Below are 25,251 nucleotides of genomic sequence, written 5' to 3' on the forward strand. Positions count from 1 at the left end.
TCGCAAACAAGCAAGCAGTCTAGACACGAGATCAATCGTCTTGCAGAAAGAGTAAGAGAACCAAAGTGTTCTGTGTACTCTTAGTAAAATAATGAGGCTGAAGGTTTCTGCGATATTCTTTGAACTGACGTTCTCACTTTTCATTCAAATGCGGGCGTCGAGCGCGACTGGGTTTCAAAACTATCACTGCAAATATTTTTTTCGTCAGCTCAAACAGAAGACCTTCACTACTCTGTTAGAGCCAAAATCTGCTCCATCTTTGCACTTGTGGCGAGTATTTGCATAAAACAGCTTCGACGTCCTTTTGCAAATACTCTACGACGCGATTTCTGGTCTCCGCGCTCAACTCCTGGTCCATCAATATTCCGTTAGAAAGTTTTGATTCTAAACTCTTATACCAATCGGAATGGAAATTCCTCAGCAAACCAAGCGGAGGCGAATTTAGAAGTACGCGGGCTAAAAAACCTGGCATTACTTTTTTGTTCGATGATTGGTTTGCCCTGATACCATTCAATTCGGAGTGGTGTTCAATCCCGAGGAACCCGCAAAGGTCGTTAAAAAAGTCTTCGGGACAATTTACTAAGTCCTCAAAGAACAGAACCTTGATTTGGTCCTCCGGAAAATAAGCTCCGAAAATCTTTAATGCTTCGTAGTATTTGCACGACTCAACAAATAATGGATACTTCCAAACAGCCAAATCTAGATCCATGGGCATCTTTGGTACCGGAACATCTGTCTTCGCTTTGTAGACGTTGTACAGATGATGGCCTGACGATAACGCCTGCTTCCATGCAGAGTGAATCCGAGCAATTGGTTCCCTAAGAATATAGATCAGTTTAGCCTCAGGGTTGTACTTATAGATGCGTTCCGCGGCACGCACCAGCACTGGAGGTTGCGAGTAAATAGGGCTTGCGTCTAATTTGAGGGCTTTTGTGTTGTCATGCTCGTTTTCTTGTTCCCTGACTCTTCCTCGCCAGTCTTCGAACGCAAACGTACGAGGCTCCTTTCTCACTCCCACGGACACTGAAGGATGGGACCGGAAATATGTCCACACGGAAGTAGTACCCGCTTTGGACGCGCCAACCATAAAAACATTAATTTTATCTGTTGACATTGATGCCCGGATTCCCAGTTAGACTATAGTACAAAAGCGTGAGATCCTCACGATTGCTTCTGCTCCACAACGCAAGCATTCCGTAACTAATCATAAAAAAACTCATCTCAAAATAGACACTATTGAACGGTAACGCCGATACCTCAGGATGTGATAAATACCGAAAAATTAACACTGCTATAGAGGAACTCACACACGCAAGGACGGACGTTTTGATAGAAGTAAAATAGTCACTAACGCCGAACGGGGTGCCTCTCAGTGTGTACCAAAGGGATGGATACATGAGGACTATGTTTGAAACTGCGTAGGACGCTGCAACACCCTCGACCCCCCAGTTCAAGCCGATCAAAAAGCCAATTGTTGTAGCAGCGCCCTTCATAATACTCCAGACGGCCAATCGGGAGGAAAATCCAAGGCTAAGCATAACTTGCCCTCGGATAGTAAGTGTCGATTGAAAAAATGCAGGAATCGCCAGAATGCTAAAAATCGGCACAGCATCTAACCAATTCTCGCCCAGAGCAAGTAATATTATGTGATCAGACATTAACGCTGAAAGACATACAATTGGCATTGTTAGGAATGCAACCAACCGAACAATCTTTATTGCAAAGTTCCTGAAACTCACTGAATCATTCTGGAGTTGTGAAAGTGTTCGAAACACCACCGCATCCAGAGGTCTCGTTATTAAGGTTAGAGGGAATACAAGCAAGGCATATGCTCGGCTGTAAATGCCTAAAGCTTCAGCGCCACAAAATTTACCAATAAGAATATTATCTGAAGTTCTAGCGAGATAATTAAAAATGCCGCTCAGTGTCACATGGGAGCCGAAAACCACCATTTTCCAAACGCCGTGACTAGCGCTCGGCAAACCCGGCCAAAATGGTGATAAAATGCATAAGAGTGTCGTACTTATAAGGCTTCCAGCCAATGAACTTACGACAAGGGCCCAATATGAAAACCCGTTGATCGCCATTGTGACGGCCACAATAAGTGATAAAACGCCGGCACTAATTCCGGCAATTGCTTTACGTCCGAACTGCATATTGCGCACAAGCATCGCGCCATGTTGGGCGCCGAAGCTTCCGATAACGAAGTTAAACGAGAGTGCAATCGTGACAGCGGTTAGTTCAGGCTTACCATAAAACCAAGAGACCAGCGGCGAGCAGGTGGCAACTAGAATCGTAATCGCCGCACCCATTGCGACGTTTAGCCAAAAGAGATTGGTTTGCTGACCTGACGTTAGGTCCTTCTTCTGAATCGCTGCGGATGATAATCCTAGATCACGGAATAAGCCTGCGAACGATGTAATCGCAGTGACCATCGCGATGATGCCGTAGTCCGCCGGCGTTAACATCCGGGCTAGGATCACCGTCGATGCGAGGTGCACGGCGGTTGAAACCGCTTGAGAGAGTAAGGTTACCGCACCGCCACGAACTGATTTTCGCTTTAAATCTCTAAGGTCAACTTTTTCGGTGGTTCGCGTGTTTGCTGTTGGTTCGACGAGAGCCGTTAATGATGTGTTCGTAGACGGTTGTATGTCGTCTGGCGGTTTCGAAGTTTGGGGTTTGGTTTTCACGTCTCGTTGAATTGGCTGGGTTCGATTTTCGTTTCAGAGGGCGTGATTGAGCGGGCGATTTTGTATAGCCGAAGTGGCTGGTTGAACTGGTTTTTGGCGAGGGGTGACCGGCGTTTTATTCCTCAATCGGCTGAGTTCGGAACAGCTCTTTTCCGTTTATTTCAGGTTCGTCAGCAAGTGTTTCGTAACACTGTCGCTGTTGGCGGGTCTCTTCGCGGGTTTAGAGCTTTCCTTGAACCTGTAAGGTGGATGTGGATTTGGTTTTCTAGCGGTTAGTCCCTACGGCAATTCAACCGGACGAAGGTACTTTAGCTGCGGAGGAGATGGGGCAGCGAGAGGGGATTGGGATAATGGTTTACAATGACTTCTGCGATTAACTTTGAGTCGCGCTGTTGGCGGGTTCAATGCAAACGTTCTGACAGGAACGCGGATGCTGTGCGATAAGTCGCATAACGAAAAATACTGGTTCAGCTGAGGCCGGCACATTAACCGACACGTCAGGTTGAGATTTGTACGCGTTTTTCGGATCCTAAAAAGCCCTTTTGGTTATGATTAAGGGCTGCTGATGGTCGATACCCAACGGGCGTACCAATCACCTCAGGTTGGAACGCAACTTGTCTTTTTCCACTTTCCGGTTACGGGGGCCTTTAATGCATTTAACGATGTCAAGTCGTTACCAATCATCAAGCACATCACGGCCTCAGCGCACCCATAAAGTATGCAACCGCGTAACCGACAAATTACTTGCTTAATTCTGTTCTTTCGAACGCATGAAAGTTGCTGCGGCTATGTCAAACCAGCACCTTATAATCATAGCTCTCATTTTAAGCAGCCATTCTATAGATATCATGCTCTGTTTCTCAGTCACAAACACTTAAGCGGCCTTCCCCTTGGTATCGCGGGTGTTCAGTTTAGATTAGGAGATGTGGGCAACGCCCGCGTTACCGTCGAGATCAAACGATAACAACATATTCGCTAGGCACTAGCTTGGCGTCGGCATGTTGAATGCTAGTGTTGTTTTCGCGTATTTCGGGATGTAACGGTCGGTTACTGTGGATGTCAGTTTCACATCTAAACAGGAAGTCAAACTACGGGAAGTGGCGTGTCAGCATCACGCGCCGCTTCCTCTGACGGACGCGCCGTGTTGTACTTGCTGCAGCGAGGCGTCCGCTGCTAAGCGCAGGTGCGTGCTAGAGCAAAGGCAAAGGTGAGTTATACTCGGATTACTATCCGTCCCACTCAAAATAAAGATTCATTGTGCGTCGTTCTCCCGTGTACTTGCCTGCTTTTGCGCTCGCAATGCGTTTTAATTCGAGATCCTTAGGTCGGAAGCCAAGATCTTCGATGGCCTTGACGTAATCTCTGAGCGTAATCCCACGAGGTTCGAGGACGTACCCTGAATACTCAATTAGCATTTTTCGCACTTTGCCATTTGCAAGTGACTGTTGCCCACCAACGAGGAATTCCAGTTCATGCCCTTCGATGTCGATTTTAAGGAAATCAATTTTCTCTATTTCATGTGTTGCAAGAAAATCGTCTAACGTTGTGGTGTTCACCTTAATTGTCTCGGATGCGGCTTTCCATTCACCAAGTCTGCCCCATCCGCTGTTGCGTTCAAGTGTGCGAGAAAAGGTGGCAGTGCCTGCTTTGCTTGAGATCGCAATGTTCTCAGCGCGGTCCGTGCGCATATTGTTTAGTTGAAGATTCGTTTGCAGGCGTTTGAAGTTGTTGCTGTCCGCCTCGATTGAAAAAACTTTTCCAAGCGGGGCAAGGCGATTAAGGTTAACGCTGTAGAAGCCAACGTTTGCACCAATATCTAAACAGATGTCGCCTTTCGCTACAATTCCCTTAAGAAACGCAAGGTCATCTCGTTCGTAAGTGCCTAGGAAAATCGCCTGCTGGATCTCGTCTTGGAAATCAAGCTCATATTTAAGACCGTTGACATCATAAATACCGCTTTCCTTCGGAAGACTGATGTAGTTGCTAAGTAGTTGCTTACCTCGGAAATTGTGATTTCTGTAGACACTATAAAGCAAGGGGACTCGAGATATTGCACCGCCCGTAAACGCTAGTATCGGTTTGAGCAGGGGGTTGTTCATTGCGTCTCTTTTAAAGTGGAGGGACTTCCGCAACTTCAGTATAAGTTGTGGTGGCTGCGCCGGGGTCGGGCCTTGGTTGTGGTGGCTGCGCCGGGGATCGCGGTAGGGACGGCCGTTACCGGCCGCCCCCCGCACAGATCCGTACGCGAAGCACTACCTCATACGGCTCTCGCTGCTAGGGGCGAGGGTGGCTGCGCCGGGGTCAGGCCTTGTCTTCGGTGTTCGGCCGGGGCAAGTTAGCTAGTGACTAGCGGCTAGTGGCTAGAAAGAAGCAGCTAGTTGCTAGCGTCTAGCCACTAGCCACTCATTCCTAGTTGCCTTCGAAGAGGTCTTGAAGGTTGAGTTCGGCGTGAGGCGCGATCAAGGGCCTGAGTTGGTCGCGGACGGTAACAACGAAACGAGTTTGATAATCGACTCCATCCGGGTCGCGGAAGACGTGGATGCAACTGGACCGACAATCGACAATCCAATACTCCACAATCTTGACTTCTGCATAAAGCATGGGAGAGTGGCTAGTGGCTAGTGGCTAGTGGCTAGTGGCTAGTGGCTAGTGGCTAGTGGCTAGTGGCTAGTGGCTAGTGGCTAGTGGCTAGTGGCTAGTGGCTAGTGGCTAGTGGCTAGTGGCTAGTGGCTAGTGGCTAGTGGCTAGTGGCTAGTGGCTAGTGGCTAGTGGCTAGTGGCTAGTGGCTAGTGGCTAGTGGCTAGTGGCTAGTGGCTAGTGGCTAGTGGCTAGTGGCTAGTGGCTAGGCAGGTGTTTTTGGTGGAGGTGTTCGAGTTGCGCTAGAATCTCTGGTTCTTCTTTCAGTTCCGCTAGCGGTGCTAGCTCTCGATGTATCAACTCACGGTCTAACTTTTCACCTTGGCGGATAATTACCTGCTCGACGTCAATCCAGTCCTGCGGACGAGCGGCAAATGCCTTCAAAACTACCAAGTCCTCGGCACCGCAGGTGCGGATGTATCCGCCCCCAGGTATCCCCCACATCGATGATCGCTCCACAATTCGGTACTCAAAGTCTAACCCACCAATCGAGAGGTCAATGCGGTTGTTGCGAATGTCTTGGAGTAACAGTATCCGCGACTGAATCGCAAATTGAAGCGGGCTTTCAATGCGGCTCTGATACCGTCTCAAAATTTCCTCGGCAAGCTCCGCCTCCCCACCAAACCGCGTCAAAATCGTCGCGTCCACGTCTCCAGTCATCCGCGGTTGACCCCAACGCTGGACAACGATTCCACCAATAAAACAAAATGGGTGCCCGGTCCCTTGGAGGTACTCCTGCAACGCGACTGCCGTTTTCCAAAGCGACTGGTCGATCACTCGCGTCCCACGTCGGCCTTCTCGTGTTGTTCAATCTGATCTTGCAATTGAGCTTGTAGTTGCATCACCCTTAATCGCATCATCCAACCTTGAAAATGCGCCAACCCGCTGGTCAGCGCCGTATCCAATCGCTCATCCTCACTCCGCTCTCCCCCCCCAATCATTTTCAATCCCGCCGCTTCATCAAGCTCGCGGAGTTCCGCGCAACGAATTTCTTCCAGCCGGGGTGCTGCGTAACGCCAGGCTTCGATGAATCGTTTTTCAGCTTGAGGGGACAAAGAAGTTAGTGGCTAGTGGCTAGTGGCTAGTGGCTAGTGGCTAGGAAGGAGTGGCTAGTTGCTAGCGGCTAGTGGCTAGGAAGGAGTGGCTAGTTGTTAGCGGCTAGTGGCTAGGAAGGAGTGGCTAGTTGTTAGCGGCTAGTGGCTAGAAGGGGGGTAAGGGCTATGGGCTTGGGGGAGGAGGATTGGCTCGGTTCCTGTGACGACGGATTAAGGCCGCTAACATCCTCCCTAACTGCTGCGCTTCATCCGCCCAATCTCGACCCACTTGCTTGTCCAAATAACCCGCTTCTATTCCTATCAATATCTGCGTTCGCATCTCGCCCGATGATCCCTTCGCGATCGTTAAAAATCTCGCAATCTCATTGTCACTGTCTCGCTCATACCCCTCCGCTATGTTCGACGGGACCGATAAACCACTCCGCGTTAACTGATCCCGATATCCAAAGTCCCGTAGCTCTGTCGTCCCTCGATATAGGCTGACCGATAACCTCGCCGATCGCTTCCATACTTCTAAGTCTTCATAGGACATAGGAATAAGTTGCTAGTGGCTAGGAAGAAGTCGCTAGTTGCTAGCGGCTAGTGGCTAGTGGCTAGTGGCTAGTGGCTAGTGGCTAGTGGCTAGTGGCTAGTGGCTAGTGGCTAGTGGCTAGTGGTTAGTGGCTAGTGGCTAGTGGCTAGTGGCTAGTGGCGAGGATGAAGTTGCTGGGAAGAAGTGGCTAGGTGTTAGTTGTTGAACAGGTCGTTGAGATCGAGGTTTGCTGTTGGGGCGATCGCCGGTGCAAGGGGCTCGCCAACTTTGTACAACTGCCGAGTTCCATAGTCGTCTCGCTGAGGGCAGGTAAAAACATGGATACAGTGGGCGATCGCGTCCACAATCCAGTATTCAACAATCCCTGCCGATGCGTAAAGTCTACGCTTATCCTCGATGTCATAACCGAGACTGCTGTTGGCAACCTCAATCGCTAACTGTACGTCCGCTGCGATGGGATGCGAAGTGCGATAATTGGCTTTTCGAAGCCACATCAAATCTGGCTCAGGCCGACTGATTTGATCCGGCAGGTCCAACCCCGTTTGAGACGAAATCATTGTCCGCAAAGGATCGGTGTGCCGAACCGACCAATTAATTAAATAAGCGACTAAATAATCATGCAGCGGGCCCGCAGGGTTCATCTCAATTAACTCCCCACGAATCAATTCGACTTTTCGCGGCAGGCGATCGAAAGCCCCAACCCGGACCATCGTGTCGTATTCGCCAAGACTGAGATGAAGCGTGGAGGGCATGGGAAGTTGCTAGTTGCTAGTTGCTAGTTGCTAGTTGCTAGTTGCTAGTTGCTAGTTGCTAGTTGCTAGTTGCTAGTTGCTAGTTGCTAGGTATCTTGCAACTTGACTTCGATTTGGCAGTTTGCGGTGAGCTGGAATATAGGCTGAGGATCAACGCTGGTGAGCGTTTCATAGCAACCGCTAGGCGTTAGCCTGTGTCTTTCAAGCTGGTTCGTCGCCGGGTCGGCGATCAAGTAATGCCGAACCCCCTGCTGCTCGTAAAGCATTCGCTTCTCTTCTCGATCGCGACGCGAGGTGCTGGCCGAGACAATCTCAACAATCAAGCTGGGCGGTTGCTCAATGAATCGCCCCAGCTCCACTCCGCAAAGTACACTCAGGTCCGGCCGGACTACCGTGTGCGGGTCGACCACCCAGTCCAACTCCACAACCACCTCACACTCTCGACATCCAGACCGCTTAATCGCCCCGACAAAACAATAGGCCAACTCGGCAAGTAACCGCTGGTGCGGACCGAAAGGAGAAGGCGTCATCGCAATCGGGATCCCGTCCCAAAGCTCCCACTCGCCTTCCCAACCACAATAGTCGTCGAAGGTATAGCGGGGAATGATTTTTGGGGCGGGCATTGGGGATTGACTTAGTGGCTAGTTGCCTTCGAAGAGGTCTTGGAGGTCGAGTTGGGCGCCGGAGGCTACCAGGGGGCTGAGTGGGTTTCCAGCGGTGACTACGAATCGCGTTTGATAATCCGTGCCGTCGGAATCACGAAAAACATGGATACAGCGAGAGCGGCAATCGACAATCCAGTATTCCATGATTTTGGCTTCCGCATAAAGAAGTCGTTTGACTTCGAGGTCTTTGGTAAGCGATGAATCGGCCACCTCGATCGCTAATTGCACGTCTTCGGCGCGGGGATGATGTTCTCGATATCGCTTGGCCTTGACCCAGAATAGATCCGGCTGCGGACGGCTATCGATCTGGGGTAAATCCAAGCCCGTTTGGGCGGTGATCCGCGTGGTGGCGGGATCGCTGTTTCGAACCGACCAATTATTCAAATATGCAATCGAATCATCGTGCAAGGGGCCCGCGGGGTTCATCTCGACAAGCTCTCCGCGGATTAACTCGATTTTTCGCCCCAGTTCATCAAAGGCACCTTTGCGAACCATGGCGTCGTATTCATGGAGGCTGAGGTGAAGGGATTGGAGCATGGGAGTGGCTAGTGGCTAGTGGCTAGTGGCTAGTGGCTAGTGGCTAGTGGCTAGTGGCTAGTGGCTAGTGGCTAGTGGCTAGTGGCTAGTCCAACTTGCTCGCCGCACGGGCGAGCAGGCTGTCGAAGTATTCATAGTCGCCTTTGGCTCCGCGGAAGCTTGCCCCCTTGATGCATTCTTGCAGAACATTAGGCACCCGTATTTCGCCGAAACCGATTACTTCTACAGCCTGCGAGCCCGCGGGGGGGCGGAGCTTGTCTTTTCTTGCGGCTGACGGAGCCTGCTAATGGGTAATACGCTTGCCCAAAACGCTTGTGGCTGCGGCTCGAATGCTGCAAACGATTGGGGACAATCGTTCTACACTAAGCGCGGACTTCGTTCCTTTGGGTGACAGGCTGGGGCCTGGCACTGCTGGCGCGTGCTGGTCGTATGGTCCTCTTCTTTTGCTTGAGTCTAGGCTAGCTGACAGTTTTTGCCAGAGCTTTTTTGCGGTTTGACGCAGTCGCCTGATGGCAAGAGGCTGCCGAGGATGGTTGTGCCTCTTTTAGGGTCTTGGAGGATCAGAACGCAAAAGAGCCTCCGTGTGATAAACATGCCGCGTCCCTGAACGGCCGACACTCCCACGCCCCGCGTGACGGTTGCTCGTGGGTGCACGATGGTTGACCCGTGTGGTGCCATTAATGGCTGTTTATTTTATGTTAACTGAGTATCTTTGGTTTTTATGGGCGGATGGGTGCCGCTAGGCTTTGTCTCTCAGGCTACTGTGGTTGGCGAATTTGTCAATCATTTCGGCGGGGTTCGGGTTTAGAGGTTCGCTTGGCCCTCTCCGCCTTTGTGTGGCCGCATGGCCCTAGCGGTGGGGTCCATCGCCTTTTGGACCCGAAAACGCCGTCAGACGGGGCACTCCCCGGTCCCGGCAGTTTGTGTGTCGCCCTCCGGGCTGTAGGGGCTTGGGGGCTGAGGAGTGCTAGTTGCTAGTTGCTAGTTGCTAGTTGCTAGTTGCTAGTTGCTAGTTGCTAGTTGCTAGTTGCTAGTTGCTAGTTGCTAGTTGCTAGTTGCTAGTTGCTAGTTGCTAGTTGCTAGTTGCTAGTTGCTAGTTGCTAGTTGCTAGTTGCTAGTTGCTAGTTGCTAGTTGCTAGTTGCTAGTTGCTAGTTGCTAGTTGCTAGTTGCTAGTTGCTAGTTGCTAGTTGCTAGTTGCTAGTTGCTAGTTGCTAGTTGCTAGTTGCTAGTTGCTAGTTGCTAGTTGCTAGTTGCTAGTTGCTAGTTGCTAGTTGCTAGTTGCTAGTTGCTAGTTGCTAGTTGCTAGTTGCTAGTTGCTAGTTGCTAGTTGCTAGTTGCTAGTTGCTAGTTGCTTGTTGCTTGTTGCTTGTTGCTAGTTGCTAGTTGCTAGTTGCTAGTTGCTTGTTGCTTGTTGCTTGTTGCTTGTTGCTTGTTGCTTGTTGCTAACGCACAAACGATTGGGGACAATCGTTTTACAATTTGTTTACTCTTTGGTGACGGTGACTTTGTGACCGTGGTCTTTTAATAAGGCGTGCCTTCTCGCTTGATCTAAGTCATTGGCGACCATCTCGGCACACATCTCTTCCACCGTGATCTCACACTCCCAGCCTAACTTGGCTTTCGCTTTGGCTGGATCACCCAATAACGTCTCCACTTCCGCTGGACGGAAATACCTTGGATCCACTCTCACTATCACATCCCCGGCTGCCACCGCAGGTGCTTTGGCTTCGTCGACCACTCGCGTTACCCGGGCTAATTCGTCGACTCCCTCCCCTTCAAACACCAACTCAATACCCGCCTCGGCGGCTGACATGCGGACGAACTCTCGCACACTTAATTGCTGACCCGTGGCAATCACAAAGTCTTCCGCTTGCTCCTGCTGTAACATCATCCACTGCATCCGCACATAATCTTTGGCGTGCCCCCAGTCGCGGAGCGAGTCCATGTTGCCTAAGTACAAACAGTCTTCTAAACCCTGGGCAATATTGGCTATCCCACGCGTGATCTTCCTGGTCACAAAGGTCTCGCCCCGCCGCGGTGATTCATGGTTAAACAAAATCCCATTGCATGCATAAATCCCATACGACTCGCGATAATTGACGGTGATCCAATAGGCATACAACTTGGCGACCGCATAGGGCGAGCGGGGATAAAAGGGCGTCGTCTCCTTCTGCGGTGTCTCTTGCACTAAGCCGTACAGCTCGGACGTCGACGCTTGGTAAAATCGCGTTTTGTACTCTAAGCCCAAAAAGCGGATCGCTTCGAGCATCCGCAAGGTCCCAATCGCGTCCACGTCAGCGGTGTACTCGGGCGCCTCGAACGAAACGGCGACGTGCGATTGCGCTCCCAAGTTGTAAATCTCGTCTGGCTGAACTTCGTTGACAATCCGCGTCAAATTCGATGTGTCGGTCAAGTCGCCGTAGTGCAGCCGGAACCGCGCGTTCTGCTCGTGTGGCGATTGATAGATATGGTCAATCCGCTCGGTGTTGAACGATGACGCCCGACGCTTGATCCCGTGGACTTCGTATCCCTTGTCGAGCAACAACTCGGCTAAGTAGGAACCGTCTTGGCCAGTGATGCCAGTGATGAGTGCTTTTTTGGTCATGCGAGTTTCATAAGTGACGTGTAAGGGCACCAAAGGCGCGGACTTCGTTCCTTTGGGTGACAACAATTGTCACTTCTTGGAGCTGGTTTTTACAGGGTTTTAACGTGATTCGGCGGTTATTGGCGATTCGCTAATTATAGCCGCTGGGTGCGGTTTCGGTTAGTTTTTAGCGTCGCCTTTCGCTCCGCCGAAAGTAGCTTTTTCATGGCTTTCCCTACGCGAAAGGCGAGTGTTAACTTTCAGGCATTCTTGTGGTTGAGTGGTCCACTTTTTCTTTACAGGCTGGAAGCCTATTCCACTTTCTATTACAGGCTGGAAGCCTATTCCACTTTCTATTACAGGCTGGAAGCCTATTTCACTTTTTCTTTACAGGCTGGAAGCCTATTCCACTTTCTATTACAGGCTGGAAGCCTATTTCACTTTCTTTTACAGGCTGGAAGCCTATTTCACTTTTTCTTTACAGGCTGGAAGCCTATTCCACTTTCTATTACAGGCTGGAAGCCTATTCCACTTTCTATTACAGGCTGGAAGCCTATTCCACTTTTTCTTTACAGGCTGGAAGCCTATTCCACTTTTTCTTTACAGGCTGGAAGCCTATTCCACTAGTTGCCGATGCCGGCGTAGTGGAAGCCTCGGGATGGCAGGTTTTGGTGCTTTAATAAGTTCCTGCCGTCGAATAAAAAGGCTGGCTTTTGCATCGATTGATACACTTGGTCATAGTCCAACTCTTTGAACTCATCCCACTCCGTCAATATCGCTACCGCATGCGATTTGTCGGCCGCAGCGGTGGCACTGCTGACGACTTCGACGTTCTCCTTCAGCAATCGCTCGCTCTCGGCTGTTAACCGCCCGTCTTCGCCCATCATGATCGCTTTTAATTCAGCACGTATCTGCTGCTCGGTGACTTTCGGATCGTAGATCGATAATTTTGCTCTTTCGCGCAACAAATCGCGGCAAACGTAAATCGCAGCCGACTCTCGCGTGTCATTGGTGTCTTTCTTAAAGGCGAATCCCCAAATCCCAATCTTCTTGTCCGACACCGTGTTGAACATCGTTCGCACCATCCGCTCGACAAAACGACGCTTCTGGTAATCATTCATGCGGACCACTTGTTCCCAGTATGCGGCCACTTCGGGGAGCCCAAAGTATTCGCAAAGGTACACCAAGTTGAGGATGTCTTTCTGGAAACATGAGCCTCCAAAGCCGACCGATGATTTGAGAAACTTGGGGCCAATCCGACTGTCAGTGCCAATCGCCGCGGACACTTCGTCGACGTCCGCCCCGGTCGCTTCGCATAAGGCACTGATCGCGTTGATCGACGACACTCGCTGAGCTAAAAAAGCGTTGGCGGTCAACTTCGATAACTCGCTGCTCCACAAGTTGGTCGTCAATAACCGCTCGCGAGGCACCCAGGTCGCGTAGATGTCGACCAGCGACTGAATGGCGGCGTCCGATTCGCCCCCGATGAGGACTCGGTCTGGTGCCAACAAATCCTCGATGGCGGTCCCTTCGGCGAGGAATTCGGGGTTGCTGAGCACGTCAAAGGTGGCTCCATTACCCGAGTTGGAGAGAATCGTCTTGATCGCTTCGGCGGTGCGGACCGGCAAGGTCGATTTTTCCACGACGATCTTGTGGCCGCTAGAGACTCGCGCGATTTGGCGTGCCGATTTCTCGATAAACTCCAAGTTGGCCGCTCGTCCCGCTCCCGTCCCAAAGGTCTTGGTGGGCGTGTTGACCGAGATGAAGATCATTTGAGCCGCCGCGATCGCCTCTTCGACTTCGGTGGTAAACGTCAAATTCTTGCCGCGACATGCCGCGACGATCTCGAACAAGCCCGGCTCGTAAATCGGCAACTCGTCCGAGTTCCACTGGGCAATCCGGTCGGCGTTGATGTCGACAACGGTGACGTCAATGTCCGGACACTTTTTGGCGATCATCGCCATCGTGGGGCCACCAACGTAACCAGCGCCAATGCAGCAAATTTTGTTAATAGTCATCAAAGTTGTGGGTCTCGAGTCTTGAGGGGTGAGTCTTGAGGGAATGTGGGGGTTTATGTGGGAAAGGGTTGGTCTGCGAGGGATAGAACAATGAAGCGTAGCACGTCCGCTGCTCCTTGCTCCCAGACCAAGTCGCCCAGGGTTCGCAATCGCGCGTGGTCGATCTTGTTTGCGTTCGCTTTGATAATTCGACGGAGATCGCACGCGTCGTAGTCCTTTTCGTCTAAGCTACGTTGCGGCGAAAGCAAAGGGGCGTATTTTAAGACGATGGCCGCTTCTAAGGTTGGGTAGCGGCTGTGTGTTTCCGCATCTTCGATCACGTGCTCGCGGAGAATCAGTTCCTGGAAGGGACTCCAGGGCAACATCAGGTCGATCACCGGTTGCGGCTTGCCGTCGCTGTCGCAGTCCTGGGGATCGGAAAAGCGGATAACTTGCGACAAGGATTGTTTGCTGAGCGTCGGCCAGCGGTTTGCGATCGCGTTGGCCGCTCGCTGCTTCTGGCTGTAGGGAACTAACACGTCGACATCCTGAGTCGCTCGCGGCATCGGCAGATAGCCGACGTAACCGTGCAGGCCCATCAACACCCAATTTTTGATTTTGGCATCGTTCAGGCACTCAATGACTTCTTCCGGTGTCACATCCATCGCTTGTTTTCTCCAGCGGCGACGATAGTCACTGGTTAACCGACTGCTGACACGGATCCCATACGCGTGGCCGGCTGGCGCGGTTGGATCGGTAGCGTCGACGCCGACAAACCCGGTCTGGGCCAACATGGCGGCGTGCCGTGCGGCGAGGAATTCTTCCGAATCGAGGGGGGAAGGAGTCAGGGTTTCGATTTGTTTGTTGGGGATGTTGGGGATGGGTCAGCGCGGACTTCGTTCCTCTCGGTGACCACGTGGTGCCCCGCTTGCTTGCTCCCGCTCCGGCTACTTCGATGTACGCCCCGGAATTCCCATTGAGCATATACTCGGTACCTGATTTCGCAACCTTTCTGTTTGGTTCTTCACCAACAAGTCGGGATATAGCGCTGGTAGTGGTTGTTTGCCTGCCGTTAACGGGATTCAGGTTAGTGGCTAGAGGCTAGAGGCTAGAGGCTAGAGGCTAGAGGCTAGAGGCTAGAGGCTAGAGGCTAGAGGCTAGTGGCTAGTGGCTAGTGGCTAGGGGCTAGGGGCTAGAGGCTAGGGGCTAGGGGCTAGGGGCTAGAGGCTAGAGTTTGCGGACTCTTGCATTTTTTATCTGCATTTTTCCTTAGTCATTCTTTATTTGCAGCTAATCGGGCCCTCACGGGCACGGCAGTTTGTGTGGCGTCCTCCGGGCTGAGGGGCGCTTGTGTTTTGTGGGGCTGGGGCGAGAGGTGCTAAATGAGCAACTCGGCTGACTGAAAGGCCTGCGGGGCGAGTCAAACAGGGGGCTGCTAACTGAGGGAACCGCGGCTAGCGCCAAAGCGGCTAACAACTAGCCACTAGCCGCTAGCAACTAGCAACTTCTTCCCAGCAACTTCTTCCTAGCCACTTACTGCTCCAGCCGTTTTCGTAGCGTTTGCTCCCAAGGGGTGATTGGCAACTTGAGGATCGCTTCCGCTTCGGCTCGCAGCTGCGGGCTGAGCTCCAACCCGGGACGCTGGTTTTTCAGTAACCAATCGACGGCGGCTAATTTGACTCCCCGCTGATCGGGCAAAATCCGCTCTACCGCTATGGCGTGCCCGCTGCTGGCGATCTGCTCGAATACATCCCGCAGGAACTTGCTGCCGGAGACCTGCAAAATTCGCTGCCAACAACGCTCGGCAACTTCCCAGTCGCCCATCGTGATCGCTGCTGCGGCAATCTCCAGTTGGGCTTGCGGCGTTTGATTACGGAGCCGCGACAGTTGGCTCAGTCGCTGGCCAGTCCGCTGGGGGTCGGTGACGGCGAAGTCTAATAATACCAACTGCCAACGTGCTTCGTCGCTGAGCGGACAGGCCCGCAACGCTTGCCGAGCCGCCTCCGCCGCGTCAACTAAATGCTCTTCCGCTTCGGGCAAGAGCTGTACGGAACGAGTTCCCGCAGCCCAGTCGACTTGAGCTCGCAGCTCGCCCAACTTCGTTGCCCCGTAAGTTTGCTGCAGTGGCAGATTCGATCCGGCCGCCATGGCTAACGCTTGCTTGATGCGAAAACGCTGAACTTCTATCGTGCCCAGCGTGATCCAGACGCGTTCGTTGGTCGGCTCGCGGAGCCCCAACTGCTGCAGCGATTCGGCCGCTTCGTCGAGCCAAATTAGTGAAATCTCACCGCCTGACGACAAGTAATCGCGGATCCGCTTCGTCTCCGCTTCGCTGGCCGCTCGATTGGCCAGCAAGGGCACGGCGGCGAACAAAGCGAGTGCCACGAGCAGCGGGACGCCCCAGCGGACAGCGGTGGCAAAATGACGCCAACGAGCCGCTCGACGCAACTGGACTGCCACCGGCGGCTGTTTTTCCGCGGCGGACTTTTCACTGTTCTTTTTCTCGCTGGTCCTTTTCTCGCTGGTCCTTTTCTCGGTTTGCGGCAACGCGGGCCCGCTAATGGCCGCCGCGCGAGCCGCGATGCCAGCGGCCAAGATCAACGTCAAGGCCAAGTTGGGGCCGAGCGTTAAGCCGAAATCGAACAGCTGCGACAACCCCAAAGCGACAAGGGCAAAAATACCGGTCGTTCCCAGCCCTTGATCGATCGGATCACTAGAAGCCATCAAACGGCGAAGGGCGAGGCCGCCAAGCCCGAGGCTGATTAACAGCAGTATCGCGCCCGCCAAACCTCCCTCAAGCCACCACTCCAGCCACAAATTGTCGGCGTTCTTGGCCCAACCCCCGCCACTGGTCTGCTGATACGGCAGATAAGCGAATTGATAGCTCCCCAAGCCGGCACCGAGTGGCAAATGCTGGCCGCTGGCGCGAAGCCCATCGGGCCAATGGGTAAATCGCCCGTCGTTCTCGAAGCCAAGCTGGCTACTTTCCGAAAATCGATCGATCGATTCGGCTGAAATGTTCAGCTGCTCGAGCGAGATCAGAACCAGCAAAAAAACGACCACGCCGACAGTTCCCACGCGGGTCAAATTGCGAGCTGGAACCGCGGCTGCTAGGCAAGCCAACCCACCAGCCACCGCTCCCACCAAAGCGCCGCGAGAGCCCGACGCGATAACAGCCGCCACGGTGATCAGCACGGCGAGAGCGGCAAGCAAAAACAGCCGATCCGTTAACAGTTCACCCGCTAACCGGCTGGCCCAGTGCCCGGAATTCGCTCCCAGCGGACTGGCATGCCCCGGGCCAGTGTGCGGAGTGGGACGCGGTCCAGGACGTGCCTGGCTGGGACGCGCCTGGCTGGGACTTGGCGGGCTGGGACTTGGCGGGCTGGGACTTGGCGGGCTGGGGTGCTTTTTCGTAGGAAGTTCTGAGCCAGGAAACGCTGGGCCGGGAGGCTCGGGGTTGGGAAGTCCAGCACCCGGGTAAGGGGTGCGGTGCGTTTCGCTGATTGGTCGCCGTTGAGCGGGAGGTGTATCGCGATCCTGCGGCTGGTTCTCGGTTGGCAACTTCTTAACTTGAACTTTCACAATCCCCGGCGCGGACTGATTTTCAGCAGCCGCTGGTGGGGCAGTTGGGGGCGCAGCAACGCCTGGCTGGGGAGTCTCGGGCCGGCGACCCCCGGGCGAGGTTAAAGAAGCGGGGAATTTGACGCGGATGACGAGTGCCAACAGGCCGACGGCGCCGGCTAGTCCCAAGTTCATCATCGCGCCGGCGTTGTTGCGGTTCACGAAGGCACCGAAGGGGGCGCCCAAGCGGCGGCCAAAATTCCAAGCGATTCCCGGCGTGGTCTGCTGCTGATAAAACCCCAAAATCCCGTGCGTGATTCCGGCAACGGCCAGTCCTAGCAGTAAAACAACGGCAAAATGACGGTTGCGAAAGATCAAGCCAGCGGCCAGCGTCAAGCCGCTCAAGGCCAGCCAGTGATACACGCGTTGCAGCGTCTCGCCGGGCCAAACCGAGACCGGAAAACTACCGGCGGCTGGTTGCCCAAGGGCGGCGGGTAACCATTGCCGGTAGACGTCGCTGCTGCCTGGCGAGAGCCAATCGACCAAGCCGGCGGGGAGCTGGGAAACTTGCAGAACCGCGAGCAAACAGCTGCCGAGGGCAAAGAGCAATGGCGACCACTGCAACAGACTGTGGCGGAGCAAATCCCAGCCTTGCCGCCCTCCGCCGGGCACTTCCCAGTCCGATTCACCCAAGCCGGCGGCGATGACCAACAAACAGCCGGCCGCCCCCATCGCCCACCAGTCCCAAGCGAAGATTCCGCCCACGTCGAACGCCAAGGCAATCGGTAAGGCCATGACCATCAACGCCGTGATGGCATGCAGAGTGTGACGAGCGAATAACACGAGCGGAAAAGGAGTGGGTGCGGAGGCGGGGGGCTGCGAACAATCCCCCGACAATAGCCGGGAATCGCGGTTTCGTCCATTCCGTGGCGCGTCAGGCGGGAGACCAGTGTGAATCGCGGAATCTTCCCTGGGAGGTCATTTACCGCAGATTCGTAGAGTTTTCTTGACCCTCAACGGCGAAAGACTTAACCTTGTAGGTTCATCCCACCTCATTTTCCCACCTTCGCCAATTGTCCGCGTTCTCCCCCGCTGAAGACCCGTCCGAATACCGCCGTCAACGACGAGCAACGGCATTCGGCAGCCGTTTTTAGGTAGTTCCTGAATCATGCGGGGCCGGCGCTCGCATCCACCAACCTCACACAGTCCCTTCAATATGACCCCTTTCTGTCGCTTGTTGCTGGTTGCTTGCTCACTCGCTTGTTGCTGCTTCACCAACCCGACGACCGCTGCCGCGCAAGCACCCGGGAACACCGATTTAGCTCGTTTGGCCCACCCCGAGGTGGCCGACGAGCTGGCTTTGGATGACCAACAACGGGCAAAAATTCAGGCTCTGCTGCAGCGGCGGGCGGAGGTGATCGCGGCAAATCCGGAGAATCAAGCCGAGCAGTTGGCCACCATCGAAACGGAACTCCGCGGCGTCCTCAACGAACAGCAACTGGCGCAGTGGAACTCGCAGGCCACAACGACGGGCAATCTGCGGTTCCAGTTCCGCGAGCAAGCTTGGGCCGATGTGCTGCAGTGGTTCGCCGAGCAAGAGGGCCTGACGCTGGTGATGAATCAGTCACCACCGGGAACGTTCACTTACACCGACAACCGCAGTTACACCTCGGCTGAAGCGATCGACCTGCTAAACAGCGTCTTGCTGACCCGCGGCTTTACCCTGCTCCGCCGCGAGAAAATGTTGACCTTGCTGCAACTGAGCAGCACGATCCCGATCGAGCTGATTCCGCGGGTCAAACTGGAGGAACTTCCGGCACGCGGCAAGTTCGAGTTGATCAGCGTGCTGTTTCCGCTTGGGGCGCGCCCCGTCGATGCCGTGATCCGCGAAGTCGAACCTTACTTGGGCACCTTCGGCCGAGCGATTCCGTTGCCGCAGAGTAAGCAACTGTTGGTGATCGAAACGGCTGGCAAAATGCAAACGATCAACGTGCTGATCAATACCGTGCCCGAGCCGAAACAGCCGGCCCAGCCAAAACCGGCTGAAAAACCGCCGCAGCCCGTCTTCGCCGCTTATCCGCTCGGTGAACTCGACCCGCAGACCGTGCTGGAGACGATTAAAGGCTTGATCGGCAGCGACCGCATTACCGTCGATGATAAGACGCGGTTGCTGACCGCGTTCGTGATTCCCGGCCAACAAACGGCGATCCAAACGTTCATCGAAGCGATGCGACAAGGGGTCGGCGAAGCGCCGGGTGAATCATCCAAAGCCTATCGTTTGGAAGGTGGTAACGCCGAACAGATCCGCGAACAAATCGCCGCTCTGGCTCCCCGGGCGACGGTCAGCATCGATGACGCCGGCGAACGCTTGTTCGTCACCGGTTCGCAAACCGATCAACAGCAGATCGCCGCCGCCCTGCAAGCGATGGGGATCGACGAAGCGGATGCCGACGCCGAAGTGCGTGCGTTTCAAGTCGACGCCGCCCAGACGACCACGTTGACAACTGCTTTGCAAGCGATGATGCCGCAGGCTCAGGTCGTGGGAAATCCGACGTTGGGAACGATCGTCGTTCGCGGCAGCGCGGCCGATGTGCAACTGGCCGATCAAGTCATCCAACGGTTGCAGAGCGAAGAGCTGCTGCAGACTCCCGTGCTGAAAACATTTCCGCTGGAACGCAAAGCGACCGCCGAGTGGCTGGCGAATGTCAGTAAAGTGGTCCCGCAAGCTGAATTTTGGCTGGACGCGGAAGGTCGCCGGCTGTTGATGCTGAGTACGGCCGAACAACAAGCTCGCCTGGAACAACTGTTGCCCGAATTGTTGACCACCCTGCCCCGCCCACAAGATCGCCGCTTAGAAACGATCGAGTTGTCGGCGGAGCAATTGGCGCGTTGGCAACAGCTGGAGACGACCGTGACCGCCCAGTGGCCGGAGCTGAAACTGGTGATGCGACCGGTCGAGGCGGATGGTTCGGCGGAGCTTTGGTTGTGGGCCACGGCTGAAGAGCAACAGCAGATCGCCGAGGTGCTGCAGCAACTCAAAGCGAACACGCCGGAGCAAGCGGTGAAGTGGCCGCAGAGTTACGAACTTGAAGGTCGCGACCGGGGATTGGTTGTGGAACTGGTCGAAGCCGAATTTCCAGAAGTGCGAATCTCGGCCAGCGATCCGCCCAATCGTTTGACAGTTTGGGCGGAACAGACGGTGCATGCCGATCTGGCTCAACTGATGAACGAAGTCGCCAGCCGTTTGCCAGCCACACCGCAGCCGGAATTGCGAAGCTATCAAGTCGACGGGATGAAAGCGACCGCTCTGCAAGCTGTCCTCAGCCCGATCGCGACGGCGGCCAACAAAGCCAACGGGCCCACGCCCACGTTGACGGTCGACCCGTCAGATCGCCGGTTGTTGGTTTCCGCTAACGAAGCGGTGCATCTGGCCCTCGAGGAGATGGTCGAGGAACTGCAGCAACCGCTGGCAGCCGAAGATGAATTGATCTTTTTACCTTACACGTTAACGCACGCCGATGCGGCCGATGCCAAACTGTTGCTCGATCAAGCGATCAGCGGAATCACGACGGTGGCTGATCGCAGCGGACGGCAATTGATCGCCACCGCCACGTTGGCTCAACATGGTCGCATCAAAGCGATTCTCAATGAGTTAGATCGCCCGGCCGCGGTGGAGCGGGAAATGGAAATGCGGGCTTACGAACTGCGGACGCTGAGCCCGACCGCTGTCTTGCCAGCTTTGCAAACCATGTGGCCACGGATGACGCTGAGTGTCGATGCGACCACGAATCAGTTGCTGGCCAGCGGTTCGGGGATTGATCACGAAGCTTTCAAACAGGCGATCGAGCGGTTAAATCGGGCACCCGATGATGAGCCGCTGCGAGTGGAAACTTATCAGGTTCCGGCGGGTGATTTGACGACCTTGCCGACGGTCTTAACGCAGTTGGCTCCCAAAGCTTTGATCAGCACCGATGTCGCCAACCGGTTGGTCGTCGTCTGGGCAAACGCCAGCCAACACAAACGTATCGCGGCGGCGATCGAACAGTTGCGGAAAGCGGCTAGCGATCGCAACGAAATTAGTATCTACCGCGTTCGCCCCGCGGAAGCGATCAGCGTCCGCACCAATTTGGTAACGCTGTTTCCGGCCGCCAGCGTGTCTGCCGATGCGACGACCGGCCAGCTGACCGTGTTGGCGACCAAAACATTGCAAACAGAGATCGCCGAGGTGGTCAGCAAGTTGACGGAGGCCAGCGAGTCGGCCGAGCGGCCCCAGCCCAAGCGTTATGCGGTCGACAAAGCGATTCGCACGCCGCTGACCAGTTTGTTAACCAGCACCATTCCCACAGCCAGCGTGATCGCCAGCAGCAGTGACGCCGAAGGGATGATGATTTTGGCCACCGCGGCCGATCATCAACGGGTGCAACAGTTGATCGAACAATTGCAAGCGGAGACGGTCCCCGAAGTCGAACGTTCCGTGGCCGCCTATGATTTGCAAGATGTCGCCCCAACCGCATTTCAAGCCGTGTTGAGCGAACGTTTGCCGCAGGTGCAGGTGCTGAGTGGCGTGGGGACATCCCGGTTAGTGATCGCGGCGACGAGCGAAGAGCACCCGCAGATCGAGGCGATGATTAAGGAATTGGCGGCGGCGTTCAGCAAGACGCAGCAGGGCGTTCTGCGGGTTTATCAAGTGCGGGCCGATTTGTTGACGCAAGCCAGCAGCGGGTTGGCAACGGTCGTGCCTCGCGGGGTGCTGCTGCCGAACAACGGAAATCTCGAACAGCTGACGGTGGTGGCGACTGCTGCAGAGCATGACAAGTTGGCCGCGTGGCTGGCAGAATTAGAGCAACAGGTGGCTGAGCCAATTCGTCCCGTGTCGCGGGTTTACCCACTGAAAAACGCTCTGCCGACCACCGCCCTACCGATTTTACAGACCTTGATTCCGACCGCCACGTTTGTTGCCAGCCCGGCTGGTGATTCGATCGCTGTCACGGCGCGGGAAAAAGATCATGCGCGGGTGGTTGAGTTTCTGAAAGAGTTCGATCAGAAGTTTGATAAGGGTGTGACAACGAAAAGTTATGTGCTGGAAAATGGCAATGTGTATTCTTTGACCATCGCGCTCACCACCAGTTTCCCGGCTGCCAAAATCTCCGCTGACACGACGAACAATTCGTTGATCGTGTCAGCCAGCGAGGAGGACCACAAGGCGATCGCCGATGTGATCTCACAACAGAGCGAGGCGCTTGAAAAAGGTTTGCAGACGCAAAGTTACGTGTTGAAAAATGGCAGCGTGGCGACGTTGCAAACGGCGCTGGTGGCTAGTTTTCCCAAAGCGACTTTTTCTGCCGATACTATAAATAACGCTTTGATTGTCTCGGCCAGCGAGAAAGATCACAAGGCGATCGCCGCAGTGATCACGCAGCAGAGCGAGGCGCTGGGGCAAGGGTTATCGACGAAAAGTTATGTGTTGGAAAATGGCAGCGTGGCTACGTTGCAAACGGCGCTGGCGGCTAGTTTTCCCAAAGCGACTTTTTCTGCCGACACCATTAATAACGCTTTGATTGTTGCAGCCAGCGAGCAAGATCATGTGGCGATCGCCGAAGTCATCGCGCAGCAGAGCGAGGCGCTGGGGCAAGGGTTAACGACGAAAAGTTATGTATTGGAAAATGGTAGCGTGGCCACGTTGCGGCTCGCGCTGGTGGCTAGTTTTCCCAAAGCGACTTTTTCTGCCGACACCATCAATAACGCTTTGATCGTTTCGGCCAACGAGAAAGATCACGTGGCGATCGCCGAAGTGATCGCACAGCAGGACGAGGCGCTCAGGCGGGGAGAGACGCTCAAGGTCTATGTGTTGAAACATACGACGCCGACCGTTGCGCTGCCGGTGTTGCAAGCCTTGATCCCCAAAGCTAAGTATGCCGCCAGCCCGGGAGGTGACGCTTTGGCTGTGACGGCCAAGCCGGATGACCACCAGGAGATCGCTGAGTTCTTGACGCAATTCGACGTGCTGCGGGAGAGTCAGGATGAGACCCGCGTGTTTGAATTACTGACGGGAGATGCGATTTCGATGGCGCGGGCCGTGGGCTTGATGGCTCCCACCGCTTCGGTCACGGCGGAGGCGGCTGGAAATCGTTTGATTGTTTCCGCACCGCTGCAGGAGATGGCTCGCGTGGCCAAAGTGATTGAGCAGATTGAAGAGCGATCGGCGCGGGGGTTGGCGACTGAAACGTATGTTTTGGAAGAGGGGAGCGCGGCGACGCTGAGCGTGGCGCTGAAGGCGAGTTTCCCGCAAGCTACGATTGCTGCCGATGCGACGAACAACGTCTTGATCGTGTCAGCACGTGAGCAAGATCAGCAAGCGATCGCGGCGGTGGTGGAGCAGCAAAATCAGGCTCCCGGTCGCGGGGAAGAACTGCAAATCTATCCGCTCGAGCATACTGATTCCACGTTGGTCGCCGAAGTGGTTGAGAACGCTTTTGGCAGGCGATCCGGGGTGGGTGTCAGTGCCGATCCCGACTCGGGCACGGTATTCGTCGTTGGCTTGCCCAAGCAACAGAAGATTGCCAAGCAATTGATTGAGCAACTGGATCGCCCCGAGAATGGCAAGACACAGCGGAAGCTGGGCGCCTATTCATTGCAGGGCGTCGACGGCAGCGATGTGGCTGAGTCGGTGGAGAGTCTGTTTGCCCGGGCGCGGCCCGAGGTCGAAGTGCGGTTTGATTTTCTTAATGATCAATTGGTGGTGATCGCCACCGACGAGCAAATGCAATTGGTCGAAGAAACGTTGGCGCAATTCAAATTGCCGCAGCGCCAGTTGGAAATTATGCCGATCAATGAGAACGATCCGAGAGCGGTCGAGGACGCCATTACCGCCCTGTTTGAGGATGTGCCCTATAACGAAAAACCGTCGGTGACCGTGGATGAGGATCGCGCTCAGTTGTTGATTCGCGCAACCGAAGAGCAATTTCGCGAGATCAAGGAATTGTTTGCTCGCTTGGGAGAGACCGGTGCGGCAACTGGGCGAGCCGCCAGCCGGCCATTGGGGGGCAACGTGCGCAACGTGCCGGTGGGGCGAGATTCCGAGCGGTTGTTAAAAAGAATCCGCGACGTCTGGCCGCAATTGCGGGACAATCCCTTGAAGGTCATCGAACCCGAGCCTTCCAACAGCCCCGCAGACGCAGACGCAGCCCCTGCTCCAGCTGGCCCTGCTCCAGCAGCACCAGCAGGCCCGGCAGCAGCAGGCCCAGCACCAGCAGGCCCAGCAGCAGCAGGCCCGGCAGCAGCACCAGCGGCGCAGGCCCCTGCCCTGCTTCGGGAGACCTTGACCACGGCAGTTGTGCCAGCCGCTGCATTGGTGGAGGACGAACCAGCGGGCGAGCAGCGGGGTGGAGCTGATATCCAGCAGCCCGCGATTGTGATCGTGCCGGGCGAAGGGCGTTGGACGATCGCTTCGGAAGACCGCGAGGCGCTCGATATGCTGCAAAAGTTATTAGAAGTGGCTGTGACGCCGGCCGTGCTGCCGGTCGCGACCAGCGGCAACAACACGATTTACGTGTTGCAGCACGCGGATGCCGAGACGCTGGCCACGCTGCTGACCAGCCTATTCGTGCAAGCACGCCGCAGCCGGCAGACGGTTGACGTCGACGTGGGCACCAAGATTGTCGCCGACACGCGGATCAACGCCTTGGTGGTGCAAGCGACGCGGTCCACGCGTGGCGTCATTGAGGGGTTGCTCGCCGTGCTCGATTCGCCAGAATTCGTGGATTCGTTGCGTTCGGCGATTCCCCAGTTGATCCCGATTCGCAACAGCGGCGCGGAACGTGTTGAGGCATTGCTGCGAACGGTTTACAGCCGGCAGTTGTCGGCCAGCAGCGGACGTCCGCAGATCACGATCCCCGAGGGGGTTTCCGACGAAGTGGCCACTTTGCTGGAGCAACTTAACGCCGAAGCGGCTGGCCCTTTGTTGACACTTAGCATCGACACGATCAGTAATTCGATTATCATGCGGGCGCCGCCCGAGTTGTCCAAGGAGATACAGACGTTCATTGCGGATGTGGATCAACAGGCGGCCATGAACCGAGCCGAAAGGATGCAAATTATTCGACTCAAGGAAGGAAATGCAGACAGAATGGGGGAAGTGTTGCAGCTGCTGAAATCGGGTCGATAGTGTTTTTTTGAGCACTGGCAAGTTTTGCAGTTTGACTAAACGGCTTCCTCTCCCTAGAATCCCCACAAGTTACCCT

The 25,251-nt window shown here is 54.8% G+C and carries 16 protein-coding genes; 2 read left to right on the plus strand and 14 right to left on the minus strand.

Features of this window, described 5'->3' with window-relative positions:
• Positions 1-235 precede the first annotated feature (235 nt).
• The 11 genes from SH139x_RS07770 to gmd all read right to left on the minus strand — a co-directional run bounded on the left by SH139x_RS07770 (position 236) and on the right by gmd (position 11,474).
• A complete protein-coding gene (locus tag SH139x_RS07770) occupies positions 236-1,114 on the minus strand; it encodes a sulfotransferase family protein (protein ID WP_488354705.1) in 879 nt (292 codons plus the stop codon).
• Positions 1,101-2,690: a lipopolysaccharide biosynthesis protein gene (locus tag SH139x_RS07775; protein WP_488354706.1), complete on the minus strand. Its 1,590-nt coding sequence runs from the start codon at positions 2,688-2,690 to the stop codon at positions 1,101-1,103. The genes SH139x_RS07770 and SH139x_RS07775 overlap by 14 nt, the downstream gene beginning before the upstream one ends.
• 1,226 nt (positions 2,691-3,916) lie before the next feature.
• On the minus strand, positions 3,917-4,789 hold the full coding sequence (locus SH139x_RS07780; protein WP_488354707.1) for an FkbM family methyltransferase: 873 nt from the start codon (positions 4,787-4,789) through the stop codon (positions 3,917-3,919).
• 310 nt (positions 4,790-5,099) lie between these two features.
• The gene (locus SH139x_RS07785; RefSeq protein WP_488354708.1) at positions 5,100-5,291 is read right to left on the minus strand and encodes a Uma2 family endonuclease; all 192 of its coding nucleotides are present in this window, start codon (positions 5,289-5,291) and stop codon (positions 5,100-5,102) included.
• Positions 5,292-5,525: 234 nt separating this feature from the next.
• Positions 5,526-6,104: a nucleotidyltransferase gene (locus tag SH139x_RS07790; RefSeq protein ID WP_488354709.1), complete on the minus strand. Its 579-nt coding sequence runs from the start codon at positions 6,102-6,104 to the stop codon at positions 5,526-5,528.
• Positions 6,101-6,382: a hypothetical protein gene (locus SH139x_RS07795; RefSeq protein ID WP_488354710.1), complete on the minus strand. Its 282-nt coding sequence runs from the start codon at positions 6,380-6,382 to the stop codon at positions 6,101-6,103. Before SH139x_RS07795 ends, SH139x_RS07790 begins: the two co-directional genes overlap by 4 nt.
• A 163-nt stretch (positions 6,383-6,545) precedes the next feature.
• Positions 6,546-6,914 carry a four helix bundle protein gene (locus SH139x_RS07800; protein ID WP_488354711.1) on the minus strand — a complete coding sequence of 123 codons (369 nt, stop codon included), beginning with the start codon at positions 6,912-6,914 and terminating at the stop codon, positions 6,546-6,548.
• Between the two features lie 194 nt (positions 6,915-7,108).
• Complete coding sequence (locus SH139x_RS07805; protein ID WP_488354712.1) at positions 7,109-7,666, minus strand: Uma2 family endonuclease; 558 nt, start codon at positions 7,664-7,666, stop codon at positions 7,109-7,111.
• Between the two features lie 86 nt (positions 7,667-7,752).
• Entirely contained in the window at positions 7,753-8,289 is a 537-nt protein-coding gene (locus SH139x_RS07810) for a Uma2 family endonuclease (protein ID WP_488354713.1), read from the minus strand.
• An 18-nt stretch (positions 8,290-8,307) separates the two neighbouring features.
• Entirely contained in the window at positions 8,308-8,868 is a 561-nt protein-coding gene (locus SH139x_RS07815; protein WP_488354714.1) for a Uma2 family endonuclease, read from the minus strand.
• 1,484 nt (positions 8,869-10,352) lie between these two features.
• Positions 10,353-11,474, minus strand: a complete 1,122-nt coding sequence (gene gmd / locus SH139x_RS07820; protein WP_488354715.1) for a GDP-mannose 4,6-dehydratase — start codon at positions 11,472-11,474, stop codon at positions 10,353-10,355.
• Between the two features lie 204 nt (positions 11,475-11,678).
• Between gmd and SH139x_RS07825 the strand changes: the two genes are divergently transcribed.
• Positions 11,679-12,080 (plus strand): hypothetical protein, encoded by a 402-nt coding sequence (locus SH139x_RS07825; protein ID WP_488354716.1) that lies wholly within the window; start codon positions 11,679-11,681, stop codon positions 12,078-12,080.
• Here SH139x_RS07825 and SH139x_RS07830 read toward each other — a convergent pair.
• From SH139x_RS07830 to SH139x_RS07840, 3 genes are all read right to left on the minus strand, one after another.
• A complete protein-coding gene (locus SH139x_RS07830; protein WP_488354717.1) occupies positions 12,077-13,471 on the minus strand; it encodes a UDP-glucose 6-dehydrogenase in 1,395 nt (464 codons plus the stop codon). The two genes, SH139x_RS07825 and SH139x_RS07830, sit on opposite strands and share 4 nt — an antisense overlap.
• Positions 13,472-13,524: 53 nt before the next feature.
• The gene (locus SH139x_RS07835) at positions 13,525-14,244 is read right to left on the minus strand and encodes a hypothetical protein (RefSeq protein WP_488354718.1); all 720 of its coding nucleotides are present in this window, start codon (positions 14,242-14,244) and stop codon (positions 13,525-13,527) included.
• Positions 14,245-14,983: 739 nt separating this feature from the next.
• The gene (locus SH139x_RS07840) at positions 14,984-17,854 is read right to left on the minus strand and encodes an O-antigen ligase family protein (RefSeq protein ID WP_488354719.1); all 2,871 of its coding nucleotides are present in this window, start codon (positions 17,852-17,854) and stop codon (positions 14,984-14,986) included.
• A gap of 373 nt (positions 17,855-18,227) precedes the next feature.
• Between SH139x_RS07840 and SH139x_RS07845 the strand changes: the two genes are divergently transcribed.
• On the plus strand, positions 18,228-25,175 hold the full coding sequence (locus SH139x_RS07845; RefSeq protein ID WP_488354720.1) for a secretin N-terminal domain-containing protein: 6,948 nt from the start codon (positions 18,228-18,230) through the stop codon (positions 25,173-25,175).
• Positions 25,176-25,251: the final 76 nt, after the last annotated feature.

Source organism: Kothea flammea, from assembly GCF_052161645.1.
Classification (GTDB): domain Bacteria; phylum Planctomycetota; class Planctomycetia; order Pirellulales; family Pirellulaceae; genus Laterigemmans.

What these genes read in the sequence shown, in the direction of transcription:
- SH139x_RS07770 (WP_488354705.1), bottom strand. Translation starts at nt 1,114, where the DNA reads ATGTCAACAGATAAAATTAATGTTTTTATGGTTGGCGCGTCCAAAGCG.
- SH139x_RS07780 (WP_488354707.1), bottom strand. Translation starts at nt 4,789, where the DNA reads ATGAACAACCCCCTGCTCAAACCGATACTAGCGTTTACGGGCGGTGCA.
- SH139x_RS07785 (WP_488354708.1), bottom strand. Translation starts at nt 5,291, where the DNA reads ATGCTTTATGCAGAAGTCAAGATTGTGGAGTATTGGATTGTCGATTGT.
- SH139x_RS07800 (WP_488354711.1), bottom strand. Translation starts at nt 6,914, where the DNA reads ATGTCCTATGAAGACTTAGAAGTATGGAAGCGATCGGCGAGGTTATCG.
- SH139x_RS07805 (WP_488354712.1), bottom strand. Translation starts at nt 7,666, where the DNA reads ATGCCCTCCACGCTTCATCTCAGTCTTGGCGAATACGACACGATGGTC.
- SH139x_RS07810 (WP_488354713.1), bottom strand. Translation starts at nt 8,289, where the DNA reads ATGCCCGCCCCAAAAATCATTCCCCGCTATACCTTCGACGACTATTGT.
- SH139x_RS07815 (WP_488354714.1), bottom strand. Translation starts at nt 8,868, where the DNA reads ATGCTCCAATCCCTTCACCTCAGCCTCCATGAATACGACGCCATGGTT.
- gmd (WP_488354715.1), bottom strand. Translation starts at nt 11,474, where the DNA reads ATGACCAAAAAAGCACTCATCACTGGCATCACTGGCCAAGACGGTTCC.
- SH139x_RS07825 (WP_488354716.1), top strand. Translation starts at nt 11,679, where the DNA reads ATGGCTTTCCCTACGCGAAAGGCGAGTGTTAACTTTCAGGCATTCTTG.
- SH139x_RS07830 (WP_488354717.1), bottom strand. Translation starts at nt 13,471, where the DNA reads ATGACTATTAACAAAATTTGCTGCATTGGCGCTGGTTACGTTGGTGGC.
- SH139x_RS07835 (WP_488354718.1), bottom strand. Translation starts at nt 14,244, where the DNA reads ATGTTGGCCCAGACCGGGTTTGTCGGCGTCGACGCTACCGATCCAACC.
- SH139x_RS07845 (WP_488354720.1), top strand. Translation starts at nt 18,228, where the DNA reads ATGACCCCTTTCTGTCGCTTGTTGCTGGTTGCTTGCTCACTCGCTTGT.